The organism is Streptomyces sp. NPDC007872 (assembly GCF_042868165.1).
In the GTDB taxonomy this organism is placed as follows: domain Bacteria; phylum Actinomycetota; class Actinomycetes; order Streptomycetales; family Streptomycetaceae; genus Streptomyces.
In genome coordinates this window covers 918,294-941,258 of sequence record NZ_JBIAEA010000001.1, presented here as the reverse complement: position 1 = coordinate 941,258, position 22,965 = coordinate 918,294, and the positions used below count along the sequence as shown (strand labels likewise).

Genomic DNA, 22,965 nt, shown 5'->3' with positions numbered 1-22,965 from the left:
GAAACAAACCGATAGGATCCGCCTCATGCGCCGTTCCAAAATCGTCTGCACGCTGGGCCCCGCCGTCGACTCGTATGAGCAGCTCAAGGCTCTCATCGAGGCCGGCATGAACGTGGCCCGATTCAACTTCAGCCACGGCTCCCAGGCAGAACACCAGGAGCGGTACGACCGCGTCCGGCAGGTCGCCGCGGACACCGGGCGCGCCGTCGGCGTCCTCGCCGACCTCCAGGGCCCGAAGATCCGTCTGGAGACCTTCGCCGAGGGCCCGGTCGAGCTGGTGCGCGGTGACGAGTTCACCATCACCACCGAGGACGTCCCGGGCGACAAGTCGATCTGCGGCACCACCTACAAGGGGCTGCCCGGCGACGTCTCCAAGGGCGACCAGGTCCTCATCAACGACGGCAACGTCGAGCTGCGGGTGGTCGAGGTCGAGGGCCCCCGGGTCCGGACCATCGTCATCGAGGGCGGCGTCGTCTCGGACCACAAGGGCATCAACCTGCCCGGCGCGGCCGTCAATGTCCCGGCCCTGTCCGAGAAGGACGTCGACGACCTGCGCTTCGCCCTGCGGATGGGCTGCGACATGGTCGCCCTGTCGTTCGTCCGGGACGCCGACGACGTCAAGGACGTCCACAAGGTGATGGACGAGGAGGGCCGCCGGGTCCCCGTCATCGCCAAGGTGGAGAAGCCGCAGGCCGTGGAGAACATGGAGGCCGTCGTCGCGGCCTTCGACGCGGTCATGGTGGCCCGCGGCGACCTCGCCGTGGAGTACCCGCTGGAGAAGGTCCCGATGGTGCAGAAGCGCCTGGTGGAGCTCTGCCGCCGGAACGCCAAGCCGGTCATCGTCGCCACCCAGATGATGGAGTCGATGATCACCAACTCGCGTCCGACCCGCGCCGAGGCGAGCGACGTCGCCAACGCGATCCTGGACGGCGCGGACGCGGTCATGCTGTCGGCCGAGTCCTCGGTCGGCGCGTACCCGATCGAGACCGTCAAGACGATGTCGAAGATCGTCACGGCGGCCGAGGAGGAGCTGCTCTCCAAGGGCCTCCAGCCCCTGGTCCCGGGCAAGAAGCCGCGCACGCAGGGCGGTTCGGTCGCCCGCGCGGCCTGCGAGATCGCGGACTTCCTGGGCGGCAAGGCCCTGGTCGCCTTCACCCAGTCCGGCGACACGGCCCGCCGCCTCTCGCGCTACCGCGTCCAGCAGCCGATCCTCGCCTTCACGACGGACGAGAACACCCGCAACCAGCTCACCCTGAGCTGGGGCGTCGAGTCCTTCGTCGTCCCGCACGTGGACAACACCGACGCGATGGTCGACCTCGTGGACGCCGAGCTGCTCAAGCTCCAGCGCCACAACGAGGGCGACACCATGGTCATCACGGCCGGCTCGCCCCCCGGCGTCCCCGGCACCACGAACATGGTCCGCGTCCACCACCTCGGTGGCGGCGAGCGCGCCTGACGCTCCGCGCCGGACGCGTGTGACGGTGCCCCGGTCCCGTACCCCTGTGGGTACGGGACCGGGGCACCTGTGCGTCCGGGTCAAGTGGTGACCTCGACGCCGTCGGAGTTCCATGCCCGGCTGTGGCCGGGCCCGCGCTCGGCGACGGTCACCATGCCGGGCGCGTACACGACGTCGCCGGCGACCTCACCGTCCGGGACCGGGGGCCACTCGACGTCGAGATGGTCCCCGGGGTCCAGGTCGTACTCCATGCCCGAGGGCTCGAACTGAACAACGAGCGGGGCCTCGACGGCCGATACTCGAAACCTCATCTGCTGCCTGTTCTTTCTTCCGCGGTGCGGCGCGCACCGCTACCAGTTCTTCAGGATGTACCCCATCAGGTCGGCGCGAGGGCCGGCACTGGGGTTCTGCGGAGTCACCTTGCGGATCTTGTCGTAGTACGCGAACACGGTCTCGATCTGGCTGCGCGTGAAGCCCGCCTGCTTGAGCTTGGCGATGTGCGCCGGGTTCATCAGTGCCAGGTTGTCGAGCTTGTTGGCCCACAGCACACCCCGGCCGAGCTGCGGCACGGATGTGAAACCGTGGGCTTCCGCCACGGCCTTCACCGCCGCGAGCTCATCCGTGACCTGGGCGGCCGTCCTGGCCGTACGGGCGGCACCGGCGGCCGCCTCGGCAGACAGTCCGGCGCTCTCGGCGGCGGCGACGGCCTCGGTCACACCGGAACCCGCCACGGCGGCCACCCTGATCGACCTGATCAGCTTGGCCGCGACGCCGATCACCGCCGGAGTGACGACGGCCGCGGCCCACAGGCAGCCGCTGACCTTGTGGTTCCAGCAGTCCACGAAGTCCTGCGTCAGACCGCGGGCGAAGCCTTGGAGCATGGCCGTGGTCAGGTCCCGCCCGGAGACGTGCACCTTGCGCTGTTCGGTGATGTCGATTGGCGCGGAGTCAACGTACTGCACGTCTAGGTCGCCGACGCACTCGGCGAGGGACACGTCCGGGAACTGGCAGACCAGGACGAAGTACAGCATCGTGCCGGTCACCCGGTAGTCGACCGTATAGTCGCAGCCATTAGTCCCGGTGCAGAAGCCGTCGGACGAGGCCGTGGTCGACACCCCGTACGGAACGCCGATGACCTCCGCCGCTCCGGCCATGCCGTCCGTGGACGCCTGCTCGACCTGGTTGGTGTCGCGTTGTGCCTGCTCGGTGCGAGTGGCCACGTCCTGCGCCTCTTGGGCCGAGTCCTGCGCCCGCGACACCGCGGCCTCGGCCGTGGTGGCGTCCTGTTCGGCCCGGTCGGCGACCTCGCGGGCCGTGGACGCGTCGGTCTCCGCTGCTCCGGCGGCGGCACGGGCCGAGGAGGCGTCGCGCTCGGCGTCGGTCGCCGAGGCGTCCGCCTGCGCGGCGTGGTCGCCAGCCGTGTCGGCCGCCCTCTGCGCTGCCTCGGCGTCCGCCTTCGCCTGCTCGTGATAGGCGATGGTGTTGGCCTCGGCCTTCTTCGCCGACTTGGCCGACGCGTCGGCCTGGTTGGCCGAGACCTGCGCCGCCGCCGCCGACTTGGCCGCCGCCGCGGCGTACTCGGCCGCCTGGGCCGCCGCCTCCGCCGCGGCCTTGGCATCCCCGGACGCCTTGGCGGCTAGCGCCTTGGCCTCGACTGCCGCCTTGGCCGCTTGGGCGGCCTTGGCGTTCGCGACGGCCACCTGCTGCGCCGCCGAGTCCTTCGCCCCCTGGCCGATGAGTACGGCGAGGCCAGCGGAGGAGTCGGTCTCCTTGTACGGGGAGCCCAGCTCGATGGCGTCGTTGGCCGGCTTGATGACCTGGGCCGCCGAGTCCCGGGCCGCCGAAGCGGCCTGCGCGGTGGACACCGCGAAGCCCGCGGTCTTCACCGCCGCGGCGCCGGCCGCAATGGCCTCGGCCCGGGCAGAGGTCGCGTGGCCGCGCGCCTCGGACGCCTTCTCCCGCGCGGTGGCCGCCTCCACCTTGGCGGCGGCGGCGTTCGTCTTGGCAGCCTGGGCCGCGTCGATGGCGTCGGCCGCGGCCGCGGTGGCCTTCTTTACGGCGGCCTCGGTGACGGCCACGTCCGCCTTCGCAGCATCGGCCGCGGCCTGCGCCCGCTTATGAGCTCCTTCGGCACGGGTCGCGGCGGCGCGCGCGTTGGCCGCCGCCGTGGTGGCCTCGTTGGCGGCCGACCGGGCGTTGCCCGCCGCGATGGTCGCCTGGTCGGCGGCGGTACGGGCCTGGGTAGCGGCGGCACGGGAGGCCCCGGCCGCCGACGTGCCCGCGTCCGCGTCCGCCTTCGCCTCCAACGCGTAGGCGCGGGCGACCGCGGCGTCCCGCTCACCCTCGGCTCGCAGGGCTCCGTCACGCGCCGTGGCCGCCCGCCCCTCGGCCTCAAGGGCCTCGTCCTTCTTCAGGGAAGCGGTGTTACCGGCGGTCTGGGCGGCGCTCAGCCTGTCGGCAGCCGTCTGGCGTTCTCTCTGGGCGGTGCTGTTCGCCTTCGCCGCCTTGGCACGTTCCGCGTCGGCCAGTTCCTTCTGGGTCTTGGCGTACGCGGCTTCCGACTCGGCCTTCTTCCGCTTGGCGTCCGCGTCGGCGGCGGCCGTCTTCGCCTGCGCCTCGGCGGCCTTGGCGCGGCCCTCCGCGTCCTTGGCCTTGGTGGCGTTCTCCGCGGCCAGCTTCGCCTGGTGGGCGGCGCCCTCAGCGGCGGCCTTGGCCTGTGCCTCGGCCTCCTCGGCGGCCTTGCGGCGGAACTCGGCCTTCATGGCGTGCGCCTGCGTCTCGGCGAGTGCCATCAGCGTCTTGCTGTCCGACGCCGATGCACGGGTGGCGTTCGCCGCCGTCTCGGTCGCCTTGAAGGCCGCCTGCGCGGCGGCGGCGGAGGCCTTGGAGATCTGCACGGCCTGCTGCCCGTACATCAGACCGCGACCGCGCGGCAGGCCGGCGGCGTCGGCGACGGCGTACGCCTCGCCCTTCGCCTTGTCCGCCCGCGCCGCCTCGACCTGGGCGGCGAGCGCGGCGCGCCCGGCGACGAAGACCCGGCCCTGGGCCCGCTCCCGGGCGCGTTCGATGTTCGTCTTGACCTCGGCGAACTCGGTGGCCGTCGGGTAGAACATCGTCGAACTCGGAGCTTGCTTGAGCCAGTGGGCCTGCCAGTCGGTGAGCCGGCTCGCGATGAGGGACTGGCCAAGCGCTTCGCCCATCGCCTGGGCGGCCACCCTCAGGTGTCCGGACGCCTTCTCCTCGGCGTCCATGATCACGGCCCGCTGGGTCTTCTGGCCGGACAGCTCGTTCTGCCATTCGACGGAGGCCTGGACAACCTCGGCGCCCAGCACGTTGTTCGGATCATGCGGGTTGTCCGTCGTGCAGGAGGCGAAGCGCGCCTTGAGCGCCTCGACGTCGAGGCGGAACTCCATGGTGTCCGGCTCCGGCGCGGTCGTCGGAAAGCCGCCGTGCTGGAGGAAGATGCGCGCGTCGTCCGCGTACATCCGGTGCATGAGGGACATGGCGTCCAGCGCTTGCCGCTCCTCGTAGTCCTCGTAGCGGTCCTCGGAGTAGCGGGCCGCGGCTATCGCGTTGACCGCGTCGACCGACTCCTTGTTCGCGACCGGCGTCTGGTCCGTGAGGTAGAGGTCGGACTCGGACTGGAAGTACATGGCGGCCAGTCCGGCGGTGAGCCCGATGGTGGAGAAAGGATTGTCCTCGTCGTAGATCCACTCGAAACCGGCCACCGTGTAGCCGGGCGGGGTTGTCTGCGCCGGGATGTCCAGGGAGCTCTCCCAGACGTCGACCCGGGCGTTCAGTTCACGGAACTTGGCCAGCGTCCAAGCGTCGTCCTTGTCCCAGGCGTTGGTGAGGGGGGTGTTGCCGTCCTGCCAATGGTTGCTCTCAGCCGCGGTGTGGAGTTCGGCCTCTGTACCGTTCAGGCCTTTGCTGGAGACGGCCTTGAGTTCCCGACCGCCCCTGCGGAGCGTCAGGTTGAGCAGACACTGCTCGGCGCGCATCCGCTCGTCGGCGTCCAGGTCGTAGGGGTTGTACTTGTATGCCGGTACGTCGGTCAGGACGGCGGCGGGAGCCATGGGCTCCGTCTGCCTGGGCAGTTGATTGCTCGTGAGGGACACTGCGAGCGCGGTGGTCAGGGCGGTCGCGCTCAGCAACCGCGTCCATCCGCGGGAGGCGCGGCGGCCACCCGGAGGTGCGTACGTACGCATGGTGGGTCAACCGTTCGTATACGGAGGTCGTGGAAGGGGCGGGCGCACCGTCAGAAGAGGGTGTCGAAGGCGGCCCAGCCGCCAGTGCCGATCTGCACGCGGGGCGCGAAGGGGGCGCCGGGATTTCCGGTGCCCTTGAAGAGCCAGAGCAGACCGGCCGTGTCCGCGGCGATCAGATCGGTCCTGCCGTCGCCGTCGTTGTCGCCCGCGGAGGCGATCATTTTGTGGACGTTCCAGCCGGTGCCCACGGTGAGCCGTGCTCCGAGCGCCGCGTTCGCGACGGCGTTGCCCGTGCCCGGGTAGATGTAGAGGGTGCCGTCGGTGCCACGGGCGACCAGGTCGGCCTTGCCGTCCCCGGTGTAGTCGCCGCGCCCGGCCAGGGCGCTCATCCCGTTCCAGCCACCGGTCCCGATCTGCACCCGGGCCGCGAGGGTGCCGTCGGCTCGCCCCTGGTAGAGCCACAGGGTCCCGTCGGTGCCGCGGGCGACCAGGTCGGGGTGGGAGCTGCCTCCCATGTTGCCGACGGACACCAGTAGGCTGTACTGGTCCCAACCTCCGCCGATGAGCCGCGTGTCGCCGCCGCGCTCGGCGGTGTAGTAGAGGGAGGTGCCACTGCGGTGGTAGAGGTCGTTACCGGCCCCGCCCTCGGACAGGTTGGCCTGGACCAGCGCGTCGGCGTCACCCCAACCCCCGCCCATGTCCACCAGAGACTTGAAGCCCGGTGCGGTTCCCTTGGGCTCGTAGTCGTAGAGACGGCCGGACTTGCGGCCGAAGAGGGGGAACGTCACGGGGCCGGGAGCGGCCTGGACCTGCTGGGCCGCAGCCGCGTCCGTACGGTCACTCCACGGGAGCGATGCTCTCGTGACGGTGAACAAGGCGGCCAGTGCGGCACTCAGGGCGATCGCGCAGATCACCGCTCTCCGGAGCGGATGATCGATCGTACGAGACATAAGCGTGGTGGGTCCTCACAGGTTCTACCTGCGCGGGACGCACGGAGGAGCACTGCACGACGGCCGCCCCCCGACGCCCGCACGCCGAGGTGGTCGACCTCAGTGAGACTGAAAATAGAACACCAGTTTGACTGAGTAAAGATCTTTTCAAGCCTGGGCAGAACCATGGGCCGCATCCCACGAAGTGAGTGCGGCCCATGGCGTGGTGCGGCTCCCGGAGTGGTACGGGGGTCAGCTCGGCTCGATCGTGTTGCGCAGGCCCGGGATCCTGAGGGTGCCGCCGAACTGGCCGGCCTGCTTGATCTTCACGTCGGTGAAGATGGCGAGCGGAACGTCCAGCGGGGGCGGGGACTCGGGGCCGAAGGTGACCGGGATGATGCCGAAGAGGTTGCCCTTCAGCTCCTCCGTGTACATGGTCACCGTGCCCCCGGTGATGGTCGACGGGGTGTCGGTCCTGGTGGCGCGGACGTGGGCCGAGCGGCCCTCGGAGTGGTCCGTTATCTGGTGCAGGTGCTCGATCTTCACCGTGGTGGCGGTGAACTTCAGCGCCTTCTTGATCTTCCCGCCGTAGGTCTTCACCTCGACGATGCCGTGGTACTTCAGGCCGAGGAGCGTGAGCTTCGAGCTCTCCAGGATCCACGGCTCGTCCGGGAGCAGCGGGATGCCGGGCTCCACCTCGGCCGCCGCGAGCGCCGCGTCGTCGCGCTCGGGGCACGGGAAGCGGGGCTTGGCGCCCTCGGGTATGTCCTCGTCCTTCTTGGCGTCGAGGCCCTGCGCGCTCTCCGGCAGCTCCTCGGTCTCGACACCGGCCTTCTCGGCCGCCCCGCGGATCGCGGCCTTCGTGCGCTCGGCCGCCGGGTCGGCGGTCGGCTTCGGGGCCGCGGCGGCCTTCCGGCCGGCCGTCGGGTCGGCCGCCGTCTTCGGCGCGGTGGTGGTGGCCGGGGCGGTCGGAGCCGGGGTCGTCGGCGCCGTCGTGGGCGCGGCCGCCGGCTTCTCGTCCGGGCCGTCGAAGAGGTCCTTCAGCGCGTCGCCCAGGCCCAGCGGGTCCAGCGGGTTCTTCGACTTCGCCGGCGTGGGTGCGGCCGTCGGGGTCGGGGTGGCGGCGGGCTTCGGGGCCGTGGTGGCGGCCGGCTTCCGCTGCGTGGTCGCCTGCTCGGTCGCGGTCGCGGTCGGCGTCGGCGTGGCGGTGGCGGAGGGAGTGGCCGAGGGGGAAGCGGTCGCGGTCGCCGAGGGGGTGGCCGTCGGCTTCTGCTTGTCCGTCTCCTTCGCCGTCTCCGAGGCCTCCGGCGTCGGCTCGTCCGAGCGCGTCACGCAGGGGCCGGGGGCGAAGGGGATCTCGTCGTCGGCGAGGGCGACCTTGGGCGTGAGGCCCATGCCCACGAACACCGCGGTCGGCATGGCGGCCAACGCCATCGCCTTGCCCGCGGGGCCCTGGATCCTGTTCAGCAGCGTCTTGCGCGGGGCCGCGTGGCGCGGTCCGCCCTTCGCGAGCGCCGACTGGGTCTCGTCACCCCGCACTGTTCCTCCCACCGTTGGCGTCGATCGTCTTGTCGGTCGTGTGGTGCTCCGGTCCGCGCTGGTCCGGAAGACCGGCCGTCAGCACGGCCCCGGCCTCCGCGGAGGTCTCCGGCTCGCCGGCCTCCTCCGTGTCCGCGATCTCCCCGGCCGGGGGCGCGGGCGCCCAGGCGATGGACATGCCACCGCCGATGAGGGCGAGCAGGAACCCGACGCCGAAACCGCCGAAGTTCGACACGGGGATGGAGACCAGTCCGAGGACGATCGTCGCGACGCCCGCGAAGACGCGTACGGCGGGCTGGAACCACATCATCAGACCGAGCGTGATGAGCAGGACGCCGATGATCAGCGCGCTGGATCCGGCGGTCGTCTTCATCGCGAGGGTGACGTTGCCGAGCCGCATGTCCCCGTAGGGGAGGTAGGCGATCGGCACGCCGCCGAGCAAGGTGAGCAGTCCCGCCCAGAAGGGCCGGGTCTGCCGCCAGACCTTGAACCGGTTCTCCTTCTGGGGGACTTCACGGGAGGCGGGGATCTCGGCGCTCATGGAACAGCTCCCTGGAAGCGGTGTTGCTGAAGAAAGGTGGAGAAGGGTGCCACGGGTGGGACCGCGCGCGGCGGCCCCACCCTGCGGACGGATCGGTCCCGGTGGACCGGTCAGTCCTTGTAGCACTCCGCCGAGGTGCCCCGGTGCAGGGACAGGCTCAGGTCGGGGAGCTTGAAGGTGGCGGCCGTGGTGGCCCACGCCTTCTGGCGCACGTCGGTGAGCTTCGCCTTGTCGGCGCGCTGGCCGAAGCCGTACGGGTTGGCCTTGGTGTTGGGCTGGATGCCCGGCTTGCCCGCGGACTTCGGGAGCGAGCCCGCGGCGACGCCGATGTCGATGTTGGTGAACTCGGCGTCGGCCTTCAGGTCGGAGACGTCGAGGTAGATGCCCTCGGCGTAGACCTGCTCGCTCTCCGTGCCCTTCTTGGCCGCGGCGCTGTCGCCCGCCGTCAGGCGGAGGGTGACGTCACCGATGAACGGGATCTTCGGCGTCACGACGGACTGGCACATGTTGGTGATGTGCGCGGTGGAGAAGCCGGAGACGGCGACCGGGGCGGCGAAGTCCTTGCCCTCCAGGTCCTTGCCGGCGTCCACGCTTCCGTACTGGACGAAGTCGTCGCCGACGAGGCTGTCGGCCTTCACCTTGAACTCCTGGCCGGAGATGCTGAACGACGCGGCCAGCGCGCCCTGCGCGAGCCCGACGCCGATCGCTGCCGTCGCGGCCACGCTGGGCACCATGACGACGGCGAAACGCTTCCATCTGGTCCCGCCACGAACCTGGGACTTCATGAGAATCCTCCTTCTCGGACGTACATCTCCAGAAGGGGCGTGGGCCCGATCTGCGATGGGAGAAGAGCTACGTCCTCGGGAAGGAGAGCGCCGAGGCATCAGAACGACGCGATGCGCTGCGCGTCCGAATCACCGGCGATCACCCCCGAGCGACAACCATGGGCCACGCGGTGCGCGTGGCCTGTTCGGACAGGCCCCGTTCGGTGAGAGCGGGAACCCCCCTGTCCGCGACCGGTGCCGGAGCGCCGGTCCACCCGGTGGGGACCCTCCCCGCGATCCCGGTTGGTTGCCGGGGTCGTGCGGTTCGGACCGAGCGTGGCCGATCGTGGTCCATTCGGGGCGCCCGCACAAGGGGGTTCGTTACTGGCTAGTAACGGGTGGATAACCACGTCATGGCGGGACGGGACCGAACGGGCACACAGGGTGTGTTCGAAGGGAGGGGAATGTCAGGAGATCGCCTGATGAATCCGGACAGAACGTCTGGTTCGATTTACTGCAAGTAACAGCGGCCGCGATTACCAAGTTTTGGTAAAGCGCGGCCGCCGTTTGTCACCCCGATGCCAAATCACCGGGCGATCCGGCGCACGGGAAGGGGCTTCGGAACGCCCTAGAAGAGCACGCGCGCCAGGGCCTGCCGGGCCGCCGTCACCCGCGGGTCGTCGGCGCCGATCACCTCGAACAGCTCCAGGAGCCGCAGCCGCGCCGCGTCCCGGTCCTCGCCGGCCGTGCGGCGCACGGCCTCCACCAGGCGCCCGAAGGCGTCCTGCACGTGGCCGCCCGCCAGGTCGAGGTCGGCGGCGGCGAGCTGCGCGGTGACGTCGGCCGGATCGTCCGCGGCGTCCTTGCGGACGGCGCCCGGGTCCAGGTCCTGCACGCGGGCCAGGAGTTCGGCCTGCGCGAGGCCGAGCTTGGCCTCCGGGTGGGCCGGGTCGTCGGCGAGCACGTTCTTGTACGCCTGGACGGCGCCGGCCAGGTCGCCCGCGTCGAGCGCGACCATGGCCGCCTCGAGGAGGGAGTCGTACGGGCCGGCCGGGCGCGCGGCGGGGGCCGAGGGGTCGGCGTCCGCGTCCACGGCGATCCCGGTGAGGCCGAAGCGCTCCTCGCCGACCGCGATGAGCTGGTCGAGGGTCTCGCGGATCTGGGCCTCGGGCACCGCGCCCTGGAAGAGCGGCAGCGCCTGACCGGCGACCACCGCGAAAACGGCCGGAATTCCCTGGATGCCGAACTGCTGCATCAGCATCTGGTTGGCGTCGACGTCGATCTTCGCGAGCAGGAAGCGGCCGTTGTACTCGACGGCGAGCCGCTCCAGGAGGGGGCCGAGCTGCTTGCAGGGCTCGCACCACTCGGCCCAGAAGTCGAGGACGACCGGGACCTCGGCGGAGCGCTGGAGCACGTCGCGCTCGAAGCCCGCCTCGTCGACGTCGATCACCAGGGCGGACGGGGGCACGGCGGCCGTTCCGCCCTGCCGGGCGGCTTCGGCGCGCGTCTGCTCCGCCTTCGCCTTGGCCTCTCCGGCCGCCTTCACCGCGGCGAGGTCGACGACGCCGCTCATGGACATGTTTCGGGGCTGCATGGCTACATCCTCCCCCCTCCGCGCGCGTAACCGTTAAGCCGTGGCCGAACCGCGCCGTCCACCCGCCTCCCGCCGGTGTGCGAGACGCGCGGACGACACGGTCGCCCGTCTTCTGTTGTCTGGTTTCGCGCCGGGTCCCCACCCGGCACCATGGTTGTCGCTCGGGCCGCTCAAAGCCTTTCGCTACGAGTCGTAGCGTAACTGCCGGGGCGGAGGCGGCGGGAGGGCGTGCGGCCGATCCGTACGGTGAACTGCCTCACATCGCGGCCCTCTGGTGCCCTACCTACTGGCGGGTATGGTCGTCGTCCATGTGCAGCCGTACCCACCCCCGCAGCAGCCGCACCGGCCGCCCCCGCTCCACCGAGGCCGACGAGGCCATCCTGGAGGCGACGCGGGCGGCCCTGGTCGAGCTGGGCTGGTCCAAGCTCACGATGGGGGACGTCGCCGGCCGCGCCGGGGTCGCGAAGACGACCCTCTACCGCCGCTGGGCCAACAAGAGCGAGCTGGTGGTGGACGCGGTCGCCGTCCTCTTCGACGAGCTCGAACTCCCCGACCTGGGCTCGCTGCGGGCCGACATCGAGCACGTGGTGCTCCAGTTCGCGGCACTCCTCGAACGCCCCGAGACCAAGACGGCCCTGATGGCCGTGGTCGCCGAGTCGACCCGGGACGAGCCGCTGCGCGAGCGCATCCGCGCCTCCATCGTCGACCGCCAGAAGCGGCTCGTCCTGGAGGGCCGGATGCGGGCGCAGCGGCGCGGCGAACTCCCGGCCGACCGGGACCTGCCGGCCGTCGGCGCCACCGACGACCTGATCTTCGACGTGATCGCGGGCGCGGTCGTGCACCGCGCCCTGGTCAGCGCCGAGCCGGTGGACGGGCCGTGGGTGGCGCGCCTGTCGGCCCTCCTGGTGGGGGGCCTGGGCGCGGCGGCGACGGCCGGGGGCTGAGAGGACTTACGGACACGCGGGAGGGGCGGTACGGGACTTCCCGTACCGCCCCTCCCGCGTGCCGGATGCCCGTCAGAAGCCCGGGGGCTCCGTGTAGACGCCCCACTCGTCGCGCAGGGCGTCGCAGATCTCGCCGAGGGTGGCCTCGGCGCGGACGGCCTCCAGCATGGGCCCGATCATGTTCGAGCCGTCGCGGGCGGCGGCCAGCATCGCGTCGAGCGAGGCGCGGACCTCGGCGTCGTCCCGGCGCGCCTTGCGCTCGCCGAGGATGCGGACCTGCTCCCGCTCGACCTCGTGGCTGACCCGCAGGATCTCCAGGTCGCCGGTGACGGAGCCGTGGTGGACGTTGACGCCGACGACCCGCTTGTCGCCCTTCTCCAGGGAGCGCTGGTACTGGAAGGCGGACTCGGCGATCTCGCCGGTGAACCAGCCGTCCTCGATGCCGCGCAGGATGCCGGAGGTGATCGGGCCGATCGGGTGCTGCCCGTCGGGGTGGGCGCGGCGGCCGCGCTCCCTGATCCGGTCGAAGATCCGCTCGGCGTCGGCCTCGATGCGGTCGGTGAGCTGCTCGACGTACCAGGAACCGCCCAGCGGGTCCGCGACGTTGGCGACGCCGGTCTCCTCCATGAGCACCTGCTGGGTGCGCAGCGCGATCTCGGCGGCCTGTTCGCTGGGGAGCGCGAGGGTCTCGTCGAGGGCGTTGGTGTGGAGGGAGTTGGTGCCGCCGAGGACGGCGGAGAGGGCCTCGACCGCGGTCCGCACGACGTTGTTGTACGGCTGCTGGGCGGTGAGGGAGACGCCGGCGGTCTGGGTGTGGAAGCGGAGCCACTGCGCCTTGTCGGTCTTCGCGCCGTACACCTCCTTCATCCAGCGGGCCCAGATCCGGCGGGCGGCGCGGAACTTGGCGATCTCCTCGAAGAAGTCCAGGTGGGCGTCGAAGAAGAAGGAGAGGCCGGGGGCGAAGACGTCGACGTCGAGGCCGCGGGAGAGGCCGAGCTCCACGTAGCCGAAGCCGTCGGCGAGGGTGTACGCCAGCTCCTGCGCGGCCGTCGCCCCGGCCTCGCGGATGTGGTAGCCGGAGACGGAGAGCGGCTTGTACGCGGGGATCTTCGCCGCGCAGTGCTCCATCAGGTCGCCGATGAGGCGCAGGTGGGGCTCGGGCTCGAAGAGCCACTCCTTCTGCGCGATGTACTCCTTGAAGATGTCGGTCTGGAGCGTGCCGTTGAGCACGGCCGGGTCGACGCCCTGGCGCTCGGCGGCGACGAGGTACATGCAGAAGGCCGGGACGGCGGGCCCGGAGATCGTCATGGACGTCGTGACGTCGCCGAGCGGGATGTCCTTGAAGAGGACCTCCATGTCGGCGGCGGAGTCGATGGCGACGCCGCAGTGGCCGACCTCGCCGAGGGAGCGGGGGTCGTCGGAGTCGCGGCCCATGAGGGTGGGCATGTCGAAGGCGACGGAGAGGCCGCCGCCGCCGGCGGCCAGGATCATCTTGTACCGCTCGTTGGTCTGCTCGGCGTTGCCGAAGCCGGCGAACTGGCGGATGGTCCAGGTCCGGCCGCGGTAGCCGGTGGGGTGCAGTCCCCGGGTGAAGGGGTACTCGCCGGGCCAGCCGATGCGCTCGAACCCCTCGTAGGCGTCCCCGGGCCGGGGGCCGTAGACGGGCTCGACGGCGTCGCCGGAGAGCGTGGTGAAGTCGGCGTCCCGCTTGCGGGCCTTGTCGTAACGGGCCTGCCAGCGACGGCGGCCTTCCTCGATGGCGTCAGCGTCCATGCTTCGAATTTACTAGGACGTCCTAGTAAATGTCGATGGCAGACCCCGCGCCGGTGTGGCGCGGGGTGGGGGTTACGCCTGGGCCGGGACCGGCCGCGCGCCGCTGACCAGCGGAAGGGTCTCGCGGTGGACCCTGCGCTCGACGAAGAAGGCGGCGAGCGGAATGGTGCCGGAGACCAGCACCCACAGCAGCTTCTGGAACGGCCAGCGCGCCTTGGAACCCAGGTCGAAGGCGAAGACCAGGTAGATGATGTAGAGGACGCCGTGGGCCTGGGAGACCGCGAAGGTGAGGTCCTCGCCCGTGTGGAAGCCGTACTTGGCGACCATGCACGCGCACAGGATGAGGAGCATGACCGCGGTCACGTACGCCATGACGCGGTAGCGGGTCAGCACGCTGGATTTCATGCCGTCGAGCGTAACCGTACGTTCCGGGCGATCTTCGCGCGGGTCAGGCCTCGTCGAAGTCGTTCGCCGCCACCCGGAGCGGGCGGAGCATCGCGAAGATCTCGGCGCACTCCTCGGCGTCGTACGCGCCGAGGCCGAAGTCCATCCCCATCAGGTCGCGGGTCGCGGCCTCGACCACCTCGCGCCCCTTGCCGGTGATGGTGGCGAGGGTGCCGCGGCCGTCGTTGGGGTTGGGGCGCTTGGCGACGAGACCGGACTTCACGAGCCGGTCGACCGTGTTCGTCACCGAGGTGGGGTGCACCATCAGCCGCTCGCCGATCTTCGACATCGGCAGCTCGCCCTCCTTGGAGAAGGTGAGCAGGACCAGGGCCTCGTAGCGCGCGAAGGTCAGGCCGTACGGCTTGACGACGGCGTCGACCTCCGCGAGGAGGATCTGGTGGGCGCGCATGATCGAGGTGATCGCGGCCATCGAGGGGACCGGTCCCCAGCGCTTCTGCCAGAGTTCGTCGGCGCGGGCGATGGGGTCGAAGGGGAGACTGAGCGGCTTCGGCACGCGTCGACCTTACCCATGGGGAACATGGCGGTCAGCCCCGTCTCGTCCTTCGGTCGCCCCGGCCGCCCGCAGCTCCGCGGCGGCGGCGAGGAGGCAGAGCGTCCCCACGACCCCGGTGCCCGCGACGACCGTGTGCACGGGGACGAACTCGGCCGCGAGCCCGGCCCCCGCCATCCCGAGGCCCTGGACGGTCATCATGCCCGCCGTCATCAGGGTCATGGCCCTCCCCCGCCGCTCCTCGGGGACGGCGGCGACGAACCAGGCGTCCAGGCCGAGGGTGTACGCGCCGGTGGCGCCGGCCAGGAAGAGCGCGGCGGCGGCGAGGACGACGCCGGGCTCGACGGCGTACAGGAGGTAGGGCAGGACGCCGGTGACGGCGAGCGGCACCACGATCCGGGAGCGGGCGGCGGCGGGCAGGAGGGAGCCGGCGAGCAGCTCGCCCGTGATGGTGCCGACGGGCAGCGCGCACATGAGGAGGCCGAGGGCGGCGGTGGAGACGCCGGTCTCGTCGGCGTAGGGGGCGGCGAGCGCCTCCGGTACGACGGCGAAGAACGGCGGCACCCAGAACATCACCATCAGGGCGCGCACGCGCCGGTCGCGCAGGACGGCCCAGGTGCCGGAGAGCCCGCCCGCGGACCCGGCGCCCCGGGCGGGGCGGCGGACGGTGCCGAGGCGGAGCAGCAGCGCCGAGGCGAGGAAGGTGGCGGCGGTGACGACGAGGGCGCCGCGCGGCGGGACGACGGTGAGCAGGACGCCGCCGGCGGCGAACCCGGCGAGCAGGGCGCTCTGGGAGACGATCCGCAGGAGGGAGCGGCCGAGGACGAAGAGGTCGCCCTCGCCGAGGACGTCGGCGAGGGTCGCCGCGCGGGTGCCGTGGAAGACGGGCGAGACGACGGCGATGGCGCAGCGCAGCGCGAGCAGGGCGGCGACGGGGGTGGCGGGGACGGTCATCAGGACGACGCAGGCGGCGCAGACGAGGTCGCAGACGACGAGGATCCGGCGGGGCGGGAGGCGGTCGGCCAGACCGGCGAGGAGGGTGCCGCCGAGGAGGTGGGGGAGGAAGCCGAGGGCGAAGGTGAGGGAGGAGAGGAGCGGGGAGCGGGTGAGGTCGTAGACGAGCACGGTGAGCGCGAGCTCGCTGACGACGACCCCGAGGAGGGAGAACAGGTGCGCCACGAACACGAACCGGAACTCCCGCACGCGGAAGAGGGCCCGGTAGCCGGGGCCGGCGCCGGGCACGTGGGCGGCCTCCGGCGGGTGGGCGGACGGGGGCACGGGCGTTCCGGTGGGCGCGGAGGCCCCGGCGGGCGCGGAGGCCCCGGCGGGCGCGGGCGTCTCGGTGGTCTCGGGTGCGGGCGCCCCGGTGGTCGTGGGCGCGGGTGTCCCCGGACCCCGGGACGTGGCGGGCTTCGGCATGGGCGCAGGGTGCCGTCGGGAGGGGCGGGGTGCCTAGACTTTCGGATCCAGGCGAATGTTCCGGAGGGGCCGTGCCGTACCACCTGCGTTTCGGGGAGGCCGACCCGCTGCGGATCCGGTTCGCGATCTCGCCGCTGTGGGAGACGCACTCCGCCGTGCGGGTCCTCGCGCGGCCCCGGCAGCAGGGGTACCACCTGCCCTGGATGCGGCGGATCGCGGGCGCCGCGCGGGGGCTCGACCTGGGGCCGCTGCACCTGCTGATGCCGGCGCGCGGGCACAGCCCTGACTTCCTGTACCCGCCGCCGCTGGGGCCGGCCGCCTCCTTCGAGGAGGAGATCGGGGCCGTGCGGAGGACCGATCCGGCGCTCGTCCTGGACGACTTCGAGCGGGCGCTCGCCGCGACCCCGGGGGCGGCGGAGAGCGACGGGGGGCGGCGGATGCTCGCGGACCCCGCCGGCGCGGTGGAGCGGCTCGCCGGGCTGCTGGAGGCCGCGTGGGAGGCGCTGGTCGCGCCCGACTGGCCGCGGCTGCGGGCGCTCCTGGAGGCGGACGTGGCGTACCACTCGCGGCGGCTCGCGGAGGGCGGGCTCGAACGGCTCCTGGGCGAGCTGCACCCGTCGTTCGACTGGGCGGCGGAGACGGCGACGCTCCGGGTGGGCTACCACGGGGAGCACGTGCGGCCGCTGGACGGACAGGGCCTCGTCCTGATGCCGTCCGTGTTCACCTGGCCCGAGGTGGTGAGCGGTTTCGACCCGCCGTGGCAGCCGACGGTGGTGTATCCGGCGCGAGGGATCGGCGGGCTGTGGACGGACGCCCGGGACCGCACCCCGGAGGTCCTGGGGCGGCTGCTCGGCCCGGTGCGGGCGGACGTGCTGTGCGCCCTGACGGAGCCGATGGGGACCACGGCCCTCGCCCACCTCCTGGGCCGGGCGCCCTCCACCGTCTCGGCGCACCTGGCGGTGCTGCGGGACGCGGGGCTACTCGCCTCCCGGCGCTACGGCCACCAGGTGCTGTACGAGCGGACCCCGCTGGGCCTCGCGGTGTCACAGCCCCGGCCGTGACCCGCCGGACGGGGCCCGGCGGGCGGGCCCGCCCTGCCGTCGCAGGGTGTACGCGACGGCCCTGCGGGCGACCGGGTTCAGCTCCTCGACCGCGGCCGTCAGGGCGCCGAGCTGCTCCAGGGCGGTGAGCGCGGCCTCGGCGCCCGCCGGGTCGACGCCCTCGTAGAGTTCGAGGCCCACGAAGGAGGCGGCGACCGCGCGGGCGAGCCCGGCGGGGTCGGTGAACCCGGCGAGCGGGGTGGGCGCGAGGACCCGGGTGAGGACCTGCTCGATCTCGGCGATCCACAGGTCGAGCCCGGCGGCGGTGGCGGGGGCGAGCCGGGGGTGGGTCTGGGCGCCGGCGAGCAGTTGCCCGAGGAAGGCGACGTGGCCGGCGTCCCGTTCCTCGGCGTGCATCTCGCGTCCGAAGGCGAGCAGTTCGGAGAGGCTGCCGACGGACCGGAGCCGTTCCCGGTGGCGGGCCACCCGCTGTTCGGCGCCGCGCCGGCAGGCGGCGGAGAGCAGTTCGTCGACGGAGCCGAAGTGGTAGAAGACGAGGGCCTGGTTGACTCCGGCGGCGGTCGCGATCGCGCGGGCGGAGGCCTTGGCGATGCCCTGCTCGACGAGGGTGCGCAGGGCGCCGTCGAGCAGCTTCTCCCGGGTCTCCAGACTGCGGGCGTCCTTGGCCCCGGCCCGGCCCTCCGGGGTACGGGCGCCCCCGGCCCGCTCCTCCGCCGCGCTCCCGGTCCGCCCGCTCATGTCCGTGCCTCCTCGCGCACCGGGCGCAGCCCCGCGCGCACCCCGTGGGAGCGTACGTCGGCGTAGGAGGCGGTGAAGGACCCCTCGTACCCGAAGAGCGGGCCGAAGCGGCGGTTGACGACCCGTACGGAGATCCGGAAGCGGCCCGCGTCCTCGTCGAAGGACTCGCGGACCTCTGCCCGCCCGCCGAGGAGTTCGGGGACGCGCACGTCCAGCGGGCCCTCGCGGAAGCGGTGTTCGCCGGATCGGACGAGGAGCGAGCCGTCCGGCTCGGCGGACAGGTGCAGGTCGCTGGCGAGGTGCTGGTGGGTGCCGAGGTAGTCGAGGACGCAGCCGCGCTCGGGGCTGTGGACCATCGTGGCGTCGAAGCGCCGGGGCCCGCCGGGCAGGTCGAAGGTGCGCACGAAGGTGACGGTCTCGCGCCCGTACGCGTCGGCGTAGGGCACGTTCTCGATGGTGAAGGGGACGTCGCGGCCGGTGCGGGGCAGCAGGATGTTCCGGGTGGCGCCGAGCGCGAGGAAGGGCTTCACGAAGGCCCGGCCGTGCCAGATCCGGTCCATGACGCCCCGGCCGACGCACAGTTCCCCGCTCGCGAGCCCCACCGAGAAGCGGCGCCGGAGCTCCGGGTGCAGCCGGCCGAAGGCGGCGTCGCCCATGGCGGTGCGGAAGATCGAGGTCACGGCTGCTCCAGGGTGTCGAGGAGGCGGGGCTCCCGGGTGCGGGCGGGCGGGACGCGCAGGCAGCGCCGGGCCGCGGGGACGCGGGACGAGGGCGGTAGGAGGAGGGCGGCGGCGCAGGCGAGGGGCAGGGTCGCCGCCGCGCCGGGCCCGGCGGCGCAGAGGGCCACGAGCAGGGCGCGGGCGGCGAGTTCCAGGAGCCAGCGGTCGCGGGAGCGCTCGGGGGCGGTCCCGTGCTCGCACCAGAGCCGCAGCCGGTCGAAGGACCAGGCGGTGGCCCAGCCCATGAGGGGCCGGAAGAGGAGGCGGTCGGCGGCCCGGCCGAAGCGGCCCCAGCGCGGCCGGTAGTCGTAGCCGGTGAGGAAGCGGACGCCGTCGGCGGTGGGGACGTAGCGCCAGTAGCCGCTGCCCTCGGCGAGGAGCGAGAGCGGGTGCGCGGAGGCGAAGCGGAGGGCGGAGACCCGGTCGCCGCCGGCCCGGTGGCGCTCCCCCGCGGAGACACCGGTGCCGGCGACGACCAGGAAGGGCAGGACGCGGGTCGCGTAGCGGAAGCGCCGGGGTCCGTCCCCGGCCCCGGCCCCGTCCTCGTTCCCGTCCTCCGGGAGGAGGGCGATCTCCGTGAACCGCAGGTCCCACCGCTGGTGGCGGCCGGGATCCTGGGTGCGCTCCCAGAGCGTCTCCGGGTCCGTGCGGATCCGCGTCTCGACGTACAGACCCATGGCGTTCCCCCGCCCGCTCGTCCGGGGTTTTGAGCGACTGCTCAAAACTGCCCACGGGCGAAGGTAGCCGATGTTGAGCACTCGCTCAACCAGCGGGCACGAAGAAGCCCCCGCCCCGGAGGACCCGGGACGGGGGCTTCGCACGGAAGCGGGGGCGCTCAGCCCTCCAGGTGCCGCTCGACGGTGGCGACCTTGCTGTGCAGGCCGTCCGTCACGCCGGGGCGGATGTCGGCCTTGAGGACGACGGAGACGCGGGGCGCGCGGGCCTCGACGGCGGCGACGGCGCGCTTGACGACGTCCATCACCTCGTCCCACTCGCCCTCGATCGAGGTGAACATGGCGTCGGTGCGGTTCGGCAGGCCGGACTCCCGGACGACCCGGACGGCGTCGGCGACGTACGCGCCGACCTCCTCGCCCACGCCGAGGGGGGTCACCGAGAAGGCGACGATCACGCGTTCACCGTGCCCTCGCGGCGGGCGCGGGACGCGATGACCGCGTCCTCGGCCTCGCGCTTCAGCCTCCGCTCGGCGTAGAAGCCGCCCAGGGGCAGGACCGAGAGGACGAAGTAGAGGGCGGCGGTCCCGAAGCTCCACTTGGTCCGGTTCCAGGCGTCCAGCCAGAAGAGGACGTACAGGACGAACAGGATGCCGTGGATCGCTCCCATGACCGGCACCGCGTTGAACTCCGTCGTCCGCTTGAGCACCGAGCAGACGAGCAGGAGCAGGAACGAGACGGCCTCCGGCGCGGAGACGAGCCGGAGCCGGTGGAGGGAGGAGGCGGTCTTGATGTCCACGGAGGGGATCACCTTCGTTCGGTCTTGTGACGCGATCTTGTGAACGGATGCACAAGGGCCCGTCCATTGTGCACGGCGACTTTGCTGTTCCTTTAGGCGGGTCCCCAGTACCTTCGGGCCGTGGCAACGTTCCGACTGCAAGGCAGCAAGGTGCTCGCCGTCTCCCTGACCGGCGACGCCGTGAAGGCGAAGAACGGCTCGATGGTCGCCTACGACGGCCAGATGGCGTTCAAGAAGATGAGCGGCGGCGGTGAGGGCCTGCGCGGCATGGTGACCCGCCGGCTCACGGGTGAGCAGATGGAGGTGATGGAGGTGCGCGGGCAGGGGACCTGCTGGTTCGCCGACCGGGCCTCCGAGATCAATCTCGTCTCCCTGCACGGCGACAAGCTGTGGGTGGAGGCCAGCAACCTGCTCTGCACCGACGCGGGGCTGCGCACCGGCACCACCTTCACGGGCCTGCGCGGCGGGGCCACCGGCAACGGCCTCTTCACCACGACGGTGGAGGGGACGGGCCAGGCGGCGCTCCTGTCGGACGGCCCGGCGGTGGTGCTGCGGGTGACCCCGCAGTACCCGCTCCAGGTCGACCCCGGCGCGTACATAGCCCACCAGGGCAACCTCCAGCAGCACTTCCAGTCGGGTGTGACCTTCCGCACCTTCCTGGGCGAGGGCGGCGGCGAGGCCTTCCAGATCCGCTTCGAGGGGGACGGCCTGGTGTACGTCCAGCCCAGCGAGCGGAACACGATCGGGGGCGACGTCTGATGCCGTTCCGCGAGATCAACTCGAAGATGGTCGAGGCGACCGTCGTGCCGGGGCAGCGGCTGTTCAGCCAGCGCGGCGCGATGCTGGCGTACCGGGGCGAGGTCGGTTTCACGCCGAACACGGCGGGCGGCCAGGGCGGCCTGATGTCGATGATCGGGCGCCGGGTGGTCGGCGAGGCGACCCCGCTGATGACGGTGGAGGGCAGCGGCACGGTGATGTTCGGGCACGGCGGCCACCACATCCAGGTGATCGCGCTGACCGGCGACACCCTGTACGTGGAGGCCGACCGGCTGCTCGCCTTCGACGGGACCCTGGAGCAGGGCACGATGTTCATGGGCTCGCAGGGCGGGGTCATGGGCATGGTCCGCGGCCAGGTGACCGGCCAGGGGCTCTTCACCACCACCCTGAAGGGCCACGGCTCGGTGGCCGTGATGGCGCACGGCGGCGTGATCGAGCTGCCGATCGTCCCGGGCCGTCCGGTCCACGTGGACCCGCAGGCGTACGTGGCCCACCACGGCGACGTGCGCAACAAGCTCTCCACCGCGCTCGGCTGGCGCGACATGGTGGGGCGCGGCTCGGGCGAGGCGTTCCAACTGGAGCTGAGCGGCAGCGGCGCGGTGTACGTCCAGGCCTCGGAGGAGAAGCTGTGAGCACCCCTGTGATCCACGACCCGCACACGCTGCCGTCGGACGACAACGTCAACCCGTACACCTTCTGCGTGGAGCTCAAGGGCTCCCAGTGGTTCCTGCAGAAGGGCAAGATGATCGCCTACTACGGGCGGATCGAGTTCAACGGCATCGGGCACGGGCGGCTCGACCGGCTGGTGCGGACCTCCTTCCACTCGCCGCTGCACGCGAGCGACTGGGTGGTGGCCGAGGGCAGCGGCAAGATGCTGCTCGCGGACCGGGCCTTCGACGTGAACTCCTTCGACCTGGACGAGGGCAACCTGACGATCCGGTCCGGGAACCTGCTGGCCTACCAGCCGACGCTGGCGCTCAAGCAGTCGATCGTGCCGGGCTTCGTGACGCTGATCGGGACGGGCAAGTTCGTGGCCGCGTCGAACGGTCCGGTGGTCTTCATGGAGCCGCCCCTGCGGGTGGACCCGCAGGCGCTGGTCGGCTGGGCGGACTGCCCCTCGCCGTGCCACCACTACGACCACGGCTACATGACGGGCGTGATGGGCGGCGTACGGGCCCTGACGGGTCTGGGCGGCACCTCGGGCGAGGAGCACCAGTTCGAGTTCGTGGGGGCGGGCACGGTGCTGCTCCAATCGACGGAGCTGCTGATGGCGGAGCGGGAGACCGGTGCGCCCCCGGCCCAGGCGGGTGTCCCCGGCGGCCACGGCGGGTACGGTTCGGGCCACGGACAGCAGGGCTCGACACCGCGCCTTCCCGGCCAGCTCGGGGACCTCCAGCGTCGCTTCGGGCTGTGAACGGTAGTCTGCGGAGTGTGACGCCACCGAACGCCCGCGCCGGTGGTGCGGCGGGGGCGGCGTCCGGGTGGGGCCCCGGGTGCGCGGCGTCACGCTCCCAGACTTCGTCAAGAATTCAACTTCTTAGGTAGAATCCATACATGGAGACCGAGACGGCCACCCCGTGGCTCACCGACGGCGAGCAGTGTGCCTGGCGCACCTTCCTGGACGTCCAGAGGATGCTGACGCACCAGTTGGAGAAGGACCTCCAGCCCTTCGGCCTGACGATGAACGACTACGAGATCCTGGTGAACCTCTCGGAGTCGGCCGAGCGCCGGCTGCGCATGAGCGACCTCGCCTCGGCCACCCTCCAGTCGAAGAGCCGCCTCTCCCACCAGATCACCCGGATGGAGAACGCCGGCCTGGTCCGGCGCGAGAACTGCGAGTCCGACCGGCGCGGCCTGTACGCCGTCCTCACCGACCAGGGCATGGAGACCATGCGCAAGGTCGCCCCGCACCACGTCGACTCGGTGCGCAGGCACTTCATCGACCAGCTCACCCCCGAGGCGCTCGGCGACCTCCACGAGTCCCTGAAGCCGATCGCGGAGCAGTTGCGCGGACGGCGCGGCAAGCCGTAGCCCCCGTACGGGAAAGGGCCTCCCCGAATCGCCGGGGAGGCCCTTCC

General features: G+C 72.0%; 23 protein-coding genes. 7 read left to right on the top strand and 16 right to left on the bottom strand.

The genetic code is table 11. The features are described from left to right. Positions 1-25 precede the first annotated feature (25 nt). Positions 26-1,456 carry a pyruvate kinase gene (pyk, locus tag ACFYNX_RS03840; RefSeq protein WP_388657308.1) on the top strand — a complete coding sequence of 477 codons (1,431 nt, stop codon included), beginning with the start codon at positions 26-28 and terminating at the stop codon, positions 1,454-1,456. An 80-nt stretch (positions 1,457-1,536) separates the two neighbouring features. On the opposite strand, the gene ACFYNX_RS03835 is transcribed toward pyk, so the two are convergent. The 7 genes from ACFYNX_RS03835 to ACFYNX_RS03805 form a co-directional block, all read right to left on the bottom strand. Further along, entirely contained in the window at positions 1,537-1,767 is a 231-nt protein-coding gene (locus ACFYNX_RS03835) for a hypothetical protein (protein ID WP_388657305.1), read from the bottom strand. Positions 1,768-1,806: 39 nt separating this feature from the next. Next, positions 1,807-5,610, bottom strand: coding sequence for a hypothetical protein (locus tag ACFYNX_RS03830; RefSeq protein WP_388657303.1), 3,804 nt, complete (start codon positions 5,608-5,610; stop codon positions 1,807-1,809). A 104-nt stretch (positions 5,611-5,714) separates the two neighbouring features. Then, positions 5,715-6,452, bottom strand: a complete 738-nt coding sequence (locus ACFYNX_RS03825; protein WP_388657300.1) for an FG-GAP repeat domain-containing protein — start codon at positions 6,450-6,452, stop codon at positions 5,715-5,717. A gap of 393 nt (positions 6,453-6,845) precedes the next feature. After that, entirely contained in the window at positions 6,846-8,132 is a 1,287-nt protein-coding gene (locus ACFYNX_RS03820; RefSeq protein WP_388657297.1) for a hypothetical protein, read from the bottom strand. Then, positions 8,122-8,673, bottom strand: a complete 552-nt coding sequence (locus ACFYNX_RS03815; RefSeq protein WP_388657294.1) for a DUF6114 domain-containing protein — start codon at positions 8,671-8,673, stop codon at positions 8,122-8,124. Before ACFYNX_RS03815 ends, ACFYNX_RS03820 begins: the two co-directional genes overlap by 11 nt. Before the next feature lie 110 nt (positions 8,674-8,783). Next, entirely contained in the window at positions 8,784-9,458 is a 675-nt protein-coding gene (locus tag ACFYNX_RS03810; protein WP_388657292.1) for a DUF6230 family protein, read from the bottom strand. A 607-nt stretch (positions 9,459-10,065) separates the two neighbouring features. After that, positions 10,066-11,031 carry a tetratricopeptide repeat protein gene (locus ACFYNX_RS03805; protein ID WP_388657289.1) on the bottom strand — a complete coding sequence of 322 codons (966 nt, stop codon included), beginning with the start codon at positions 11,029-11,031 and terminating at the stop codon, positions 10,066-10,068. A gap of 308 nt (positions 11,032-11,339) precedes the next feature. Here ACFYNX_RS03805 and ACFYNX_RS03800 point away from each other — a divergent pair, with 308 nt between their 5' ends. Beyond that, positions 11,340-11,975 (top strand): TetR/AcrR family transcriptional regulator, encoded by a 636-nt coding sequence (locus tag ACFYNX_RS03800; RefSeq protein ID WP_388657287.1) that lies wholly within the window; start codon positions 11,340-11,342, stop codon positions 11,973-11,975. A 72-nt stretch (positions 11,976-12,047) separates the two neighbouring features. Here ACFYNX_RS03800 and ACFYNX_RS03795 read toward each other — a convergent pair whose 3' ends face one another. From ACFYNX_RS03795 to ACFYNX_RS03780, 4 genes are all read right to left on the bottom strand, one after another. Further along, positions 12,048-13,748 (bottom strand): methylmalonyl-CoA mutase family protein, encoded by a 1,701-nt coding sequence (locus ACFYNX_RS03795; RefSeq protein ID WP_365541463.1) that lies wholly within the window; start codon positions 13,746-13,748, stop codon positions 12,048-12,050. A 72-nt stretch (positions 13,749-13,820) separates the two neighbouring features. Next, entirely contained in the window at positions 13,821-14,153 is a 333-nt protein-coding gene (locus tag ACFYNX_RS03790; protein ID WP_365541461.1) for a DUF3817 domain-containing protein, read from the bottom strand. A 43-nt stretch (positions 14,154-14,196) separates the two neighbouring features. Next, positions 14,197-14,706 carry a MarR family winged helix-turn-helix transcriptional regulator gene (locus tag ACFYNX_RS03785; protein WP_125663709.1) on the bottom strand — a complete coding sequence of 170 codons (510 nt, stop codon included), beginning with the start codon at positions 14,704-14,706 and terminating at the stop codon, positions 14,197-14,199. A 9-nt stretch (positions 14,707-14,715) separates the two neighbouring features. Further along, positions 14,716-16,122: an MFS transporter gene (locus ACFYNX_RS03780; protein ID WP_388657284.1), complete on the bottom strand. Its 1,407-nt coding sequence runs from the start codon at positions 16,120-16,122 to the stop codon at positions 14,716-14,718. Positions 16,123-16,193: 71 nt separating this feature from the next. Here ACFYNX_RS03780 and ACFYNX_RS03775 point away from each other — a divergent pair, with 71 nt between their 5' ends. After that, on the top strand, positions 16,194-17,183 hold the full coding sequence (locus ACFYNX_RS03775; RefSeq protein ID WP_388657281.1) for a DUF5937 family protein: 990 nt from the start codon (positions 16,194-16,196) through the stop codon (positions 17,181-17,183). On the opposite strand, the gene ACFYNX_RS03770 is transcribed toward ACFYNX_RS03775, so the two are convergent. The 5 genes from ACFYNX_RS03770 to ACFYNX_RS03750 form a co-directional block, all read right to left on the bottom strand. Then, positions 17,166-17,921, bottom strand: coding sequence for a TetR/AcrR family transcriptional regulator (locus ACFYNX_RS03770; RefSeq protein WP_388657278.1), 756 nt, complete (start codon positions 17,919-17,921; stop codon positions 17,166-17,168). The two genes, ACFYNX_RS03775 and ACFYNX_RS03770, sit on opposite strands and share 18 nt — an antisense overlap. Then, complete coding sequence (locus ACFYNX_RS03765) at positions 17,918-18,601, bottom strand: DUF4166 domain-containing protein (protein WP_388657275.1); 684 nt, start codon at positions 18,599-18,601, stop codon at positions 17,918-17,920. Before ACFYNX_RS03765 ends, ACFYNX_RS03770 begins: the two co-directional genes overlap by 4 nt. Continuing rightward, positions 18,598-19,317 (bottom strand): hypothetical protein, encoded by a 720-nt coding sequence (locus ACFYNX_RS03760; protein ID WP_388657272.1) that lies wholly within the window; start codon positions 19,315-19,317, stop codon positions 18,598-18,600. The genes ACFYNX_RS03765 and ACFYNX_RS03760 overlap by 4 nt, the downstream gene beginning before the upstream one ends. Before the next feature lie 158 nt (positions 19,318-19,475). After that, entirely contained in the window at positions 19,476-19,769 is a 294-nt protein-coding gene (locus ACFYNX_RS03755) for an MTH1187 family thiamine-binding protein (RefSeq protein WP_125665817.1), read from the bottom strand. Then, complete coding sequence (locus ACFYNX_RS03750) at positions 19,766-20,110, bottom strand: DUF3817 domain-containing protein (RefSeq protein WP_125665815.1); 345 nt, start codon at positions 20,108-20,110, stop codon at positions 19,766-19,768. Before ACFYNX_RS03750 ends, ACFYNX_RS03755 begins: the two co-directional genes overlap by 4 nt. A 120-nt stretch (positions 20,111-20,230) precedes the next feature. On the opposite strand from ACFYNX_RS03750, the gene ACFYNX_RS03745 reads away from it, so the two are divergent. The 4 genes from ACFYNX_RS03745 to ACFYNX_RS03730 all read left to right on the top strand — a co-directional run bounded on the left by ACFYNX_RS03745 (position 20,231) and on the right by ACFYNX_RS03730 (position 22,918). Next, positions 20,231-20,869 (top strand): AIM24 family protein, encoded by a 639-nt coding sequence (locus ACFYNX_RS03745; protein WP_125665813.1) that lies wholly within the window; start codon positions 20,231-20,233, stop codon positions 20,867-20,869. Continuing rightward, positions 20,869-21,519, top strand: a complete 651-nt coding sequence (locus ACFYNX_RS03740; protein WP_388657268.1) for an AIM24 family protein — start codon at positions 20,869-20,871, stop codon at positions 21,517-21,519. Before ACFYNX_RS03745 ends, ACFYNX_RS03740 begins: the two co-directional genes overlap by 1 nt. Beyond that, positions 21,516-22,301 carry an AIM24 family protein gene (locus tag ACFYNX_RS03735; protein ID WP_388657266.1) on the top strand — a complete coding sequence of 262 codons (786 nt, stop codon included), beginning with the start codon at positions 21,516-21,518 and terminating at the stop codon, positions 22,299-22,301. The genes ACFYNX_RS03740 and ACFYNX_RS03735 overlap by 4 nt, the downstream gene beginning before the upstream one ends. Positions 22,302-22,441: 140 nt before the next feature. Continuing rightward, a complete protein-coding gene (locus ACFYNX_RS03730) occupies positions 22,442-22,918 on the top strand; it encodes a MarR family winged helix-turn-helix transcriptional regulator (RefSeq protein ID WP_388657263.1) in 477 nt (158 codons plus the stop codon). Positions 22,919-22,965 lie beyond the last annotated feature (47 nt).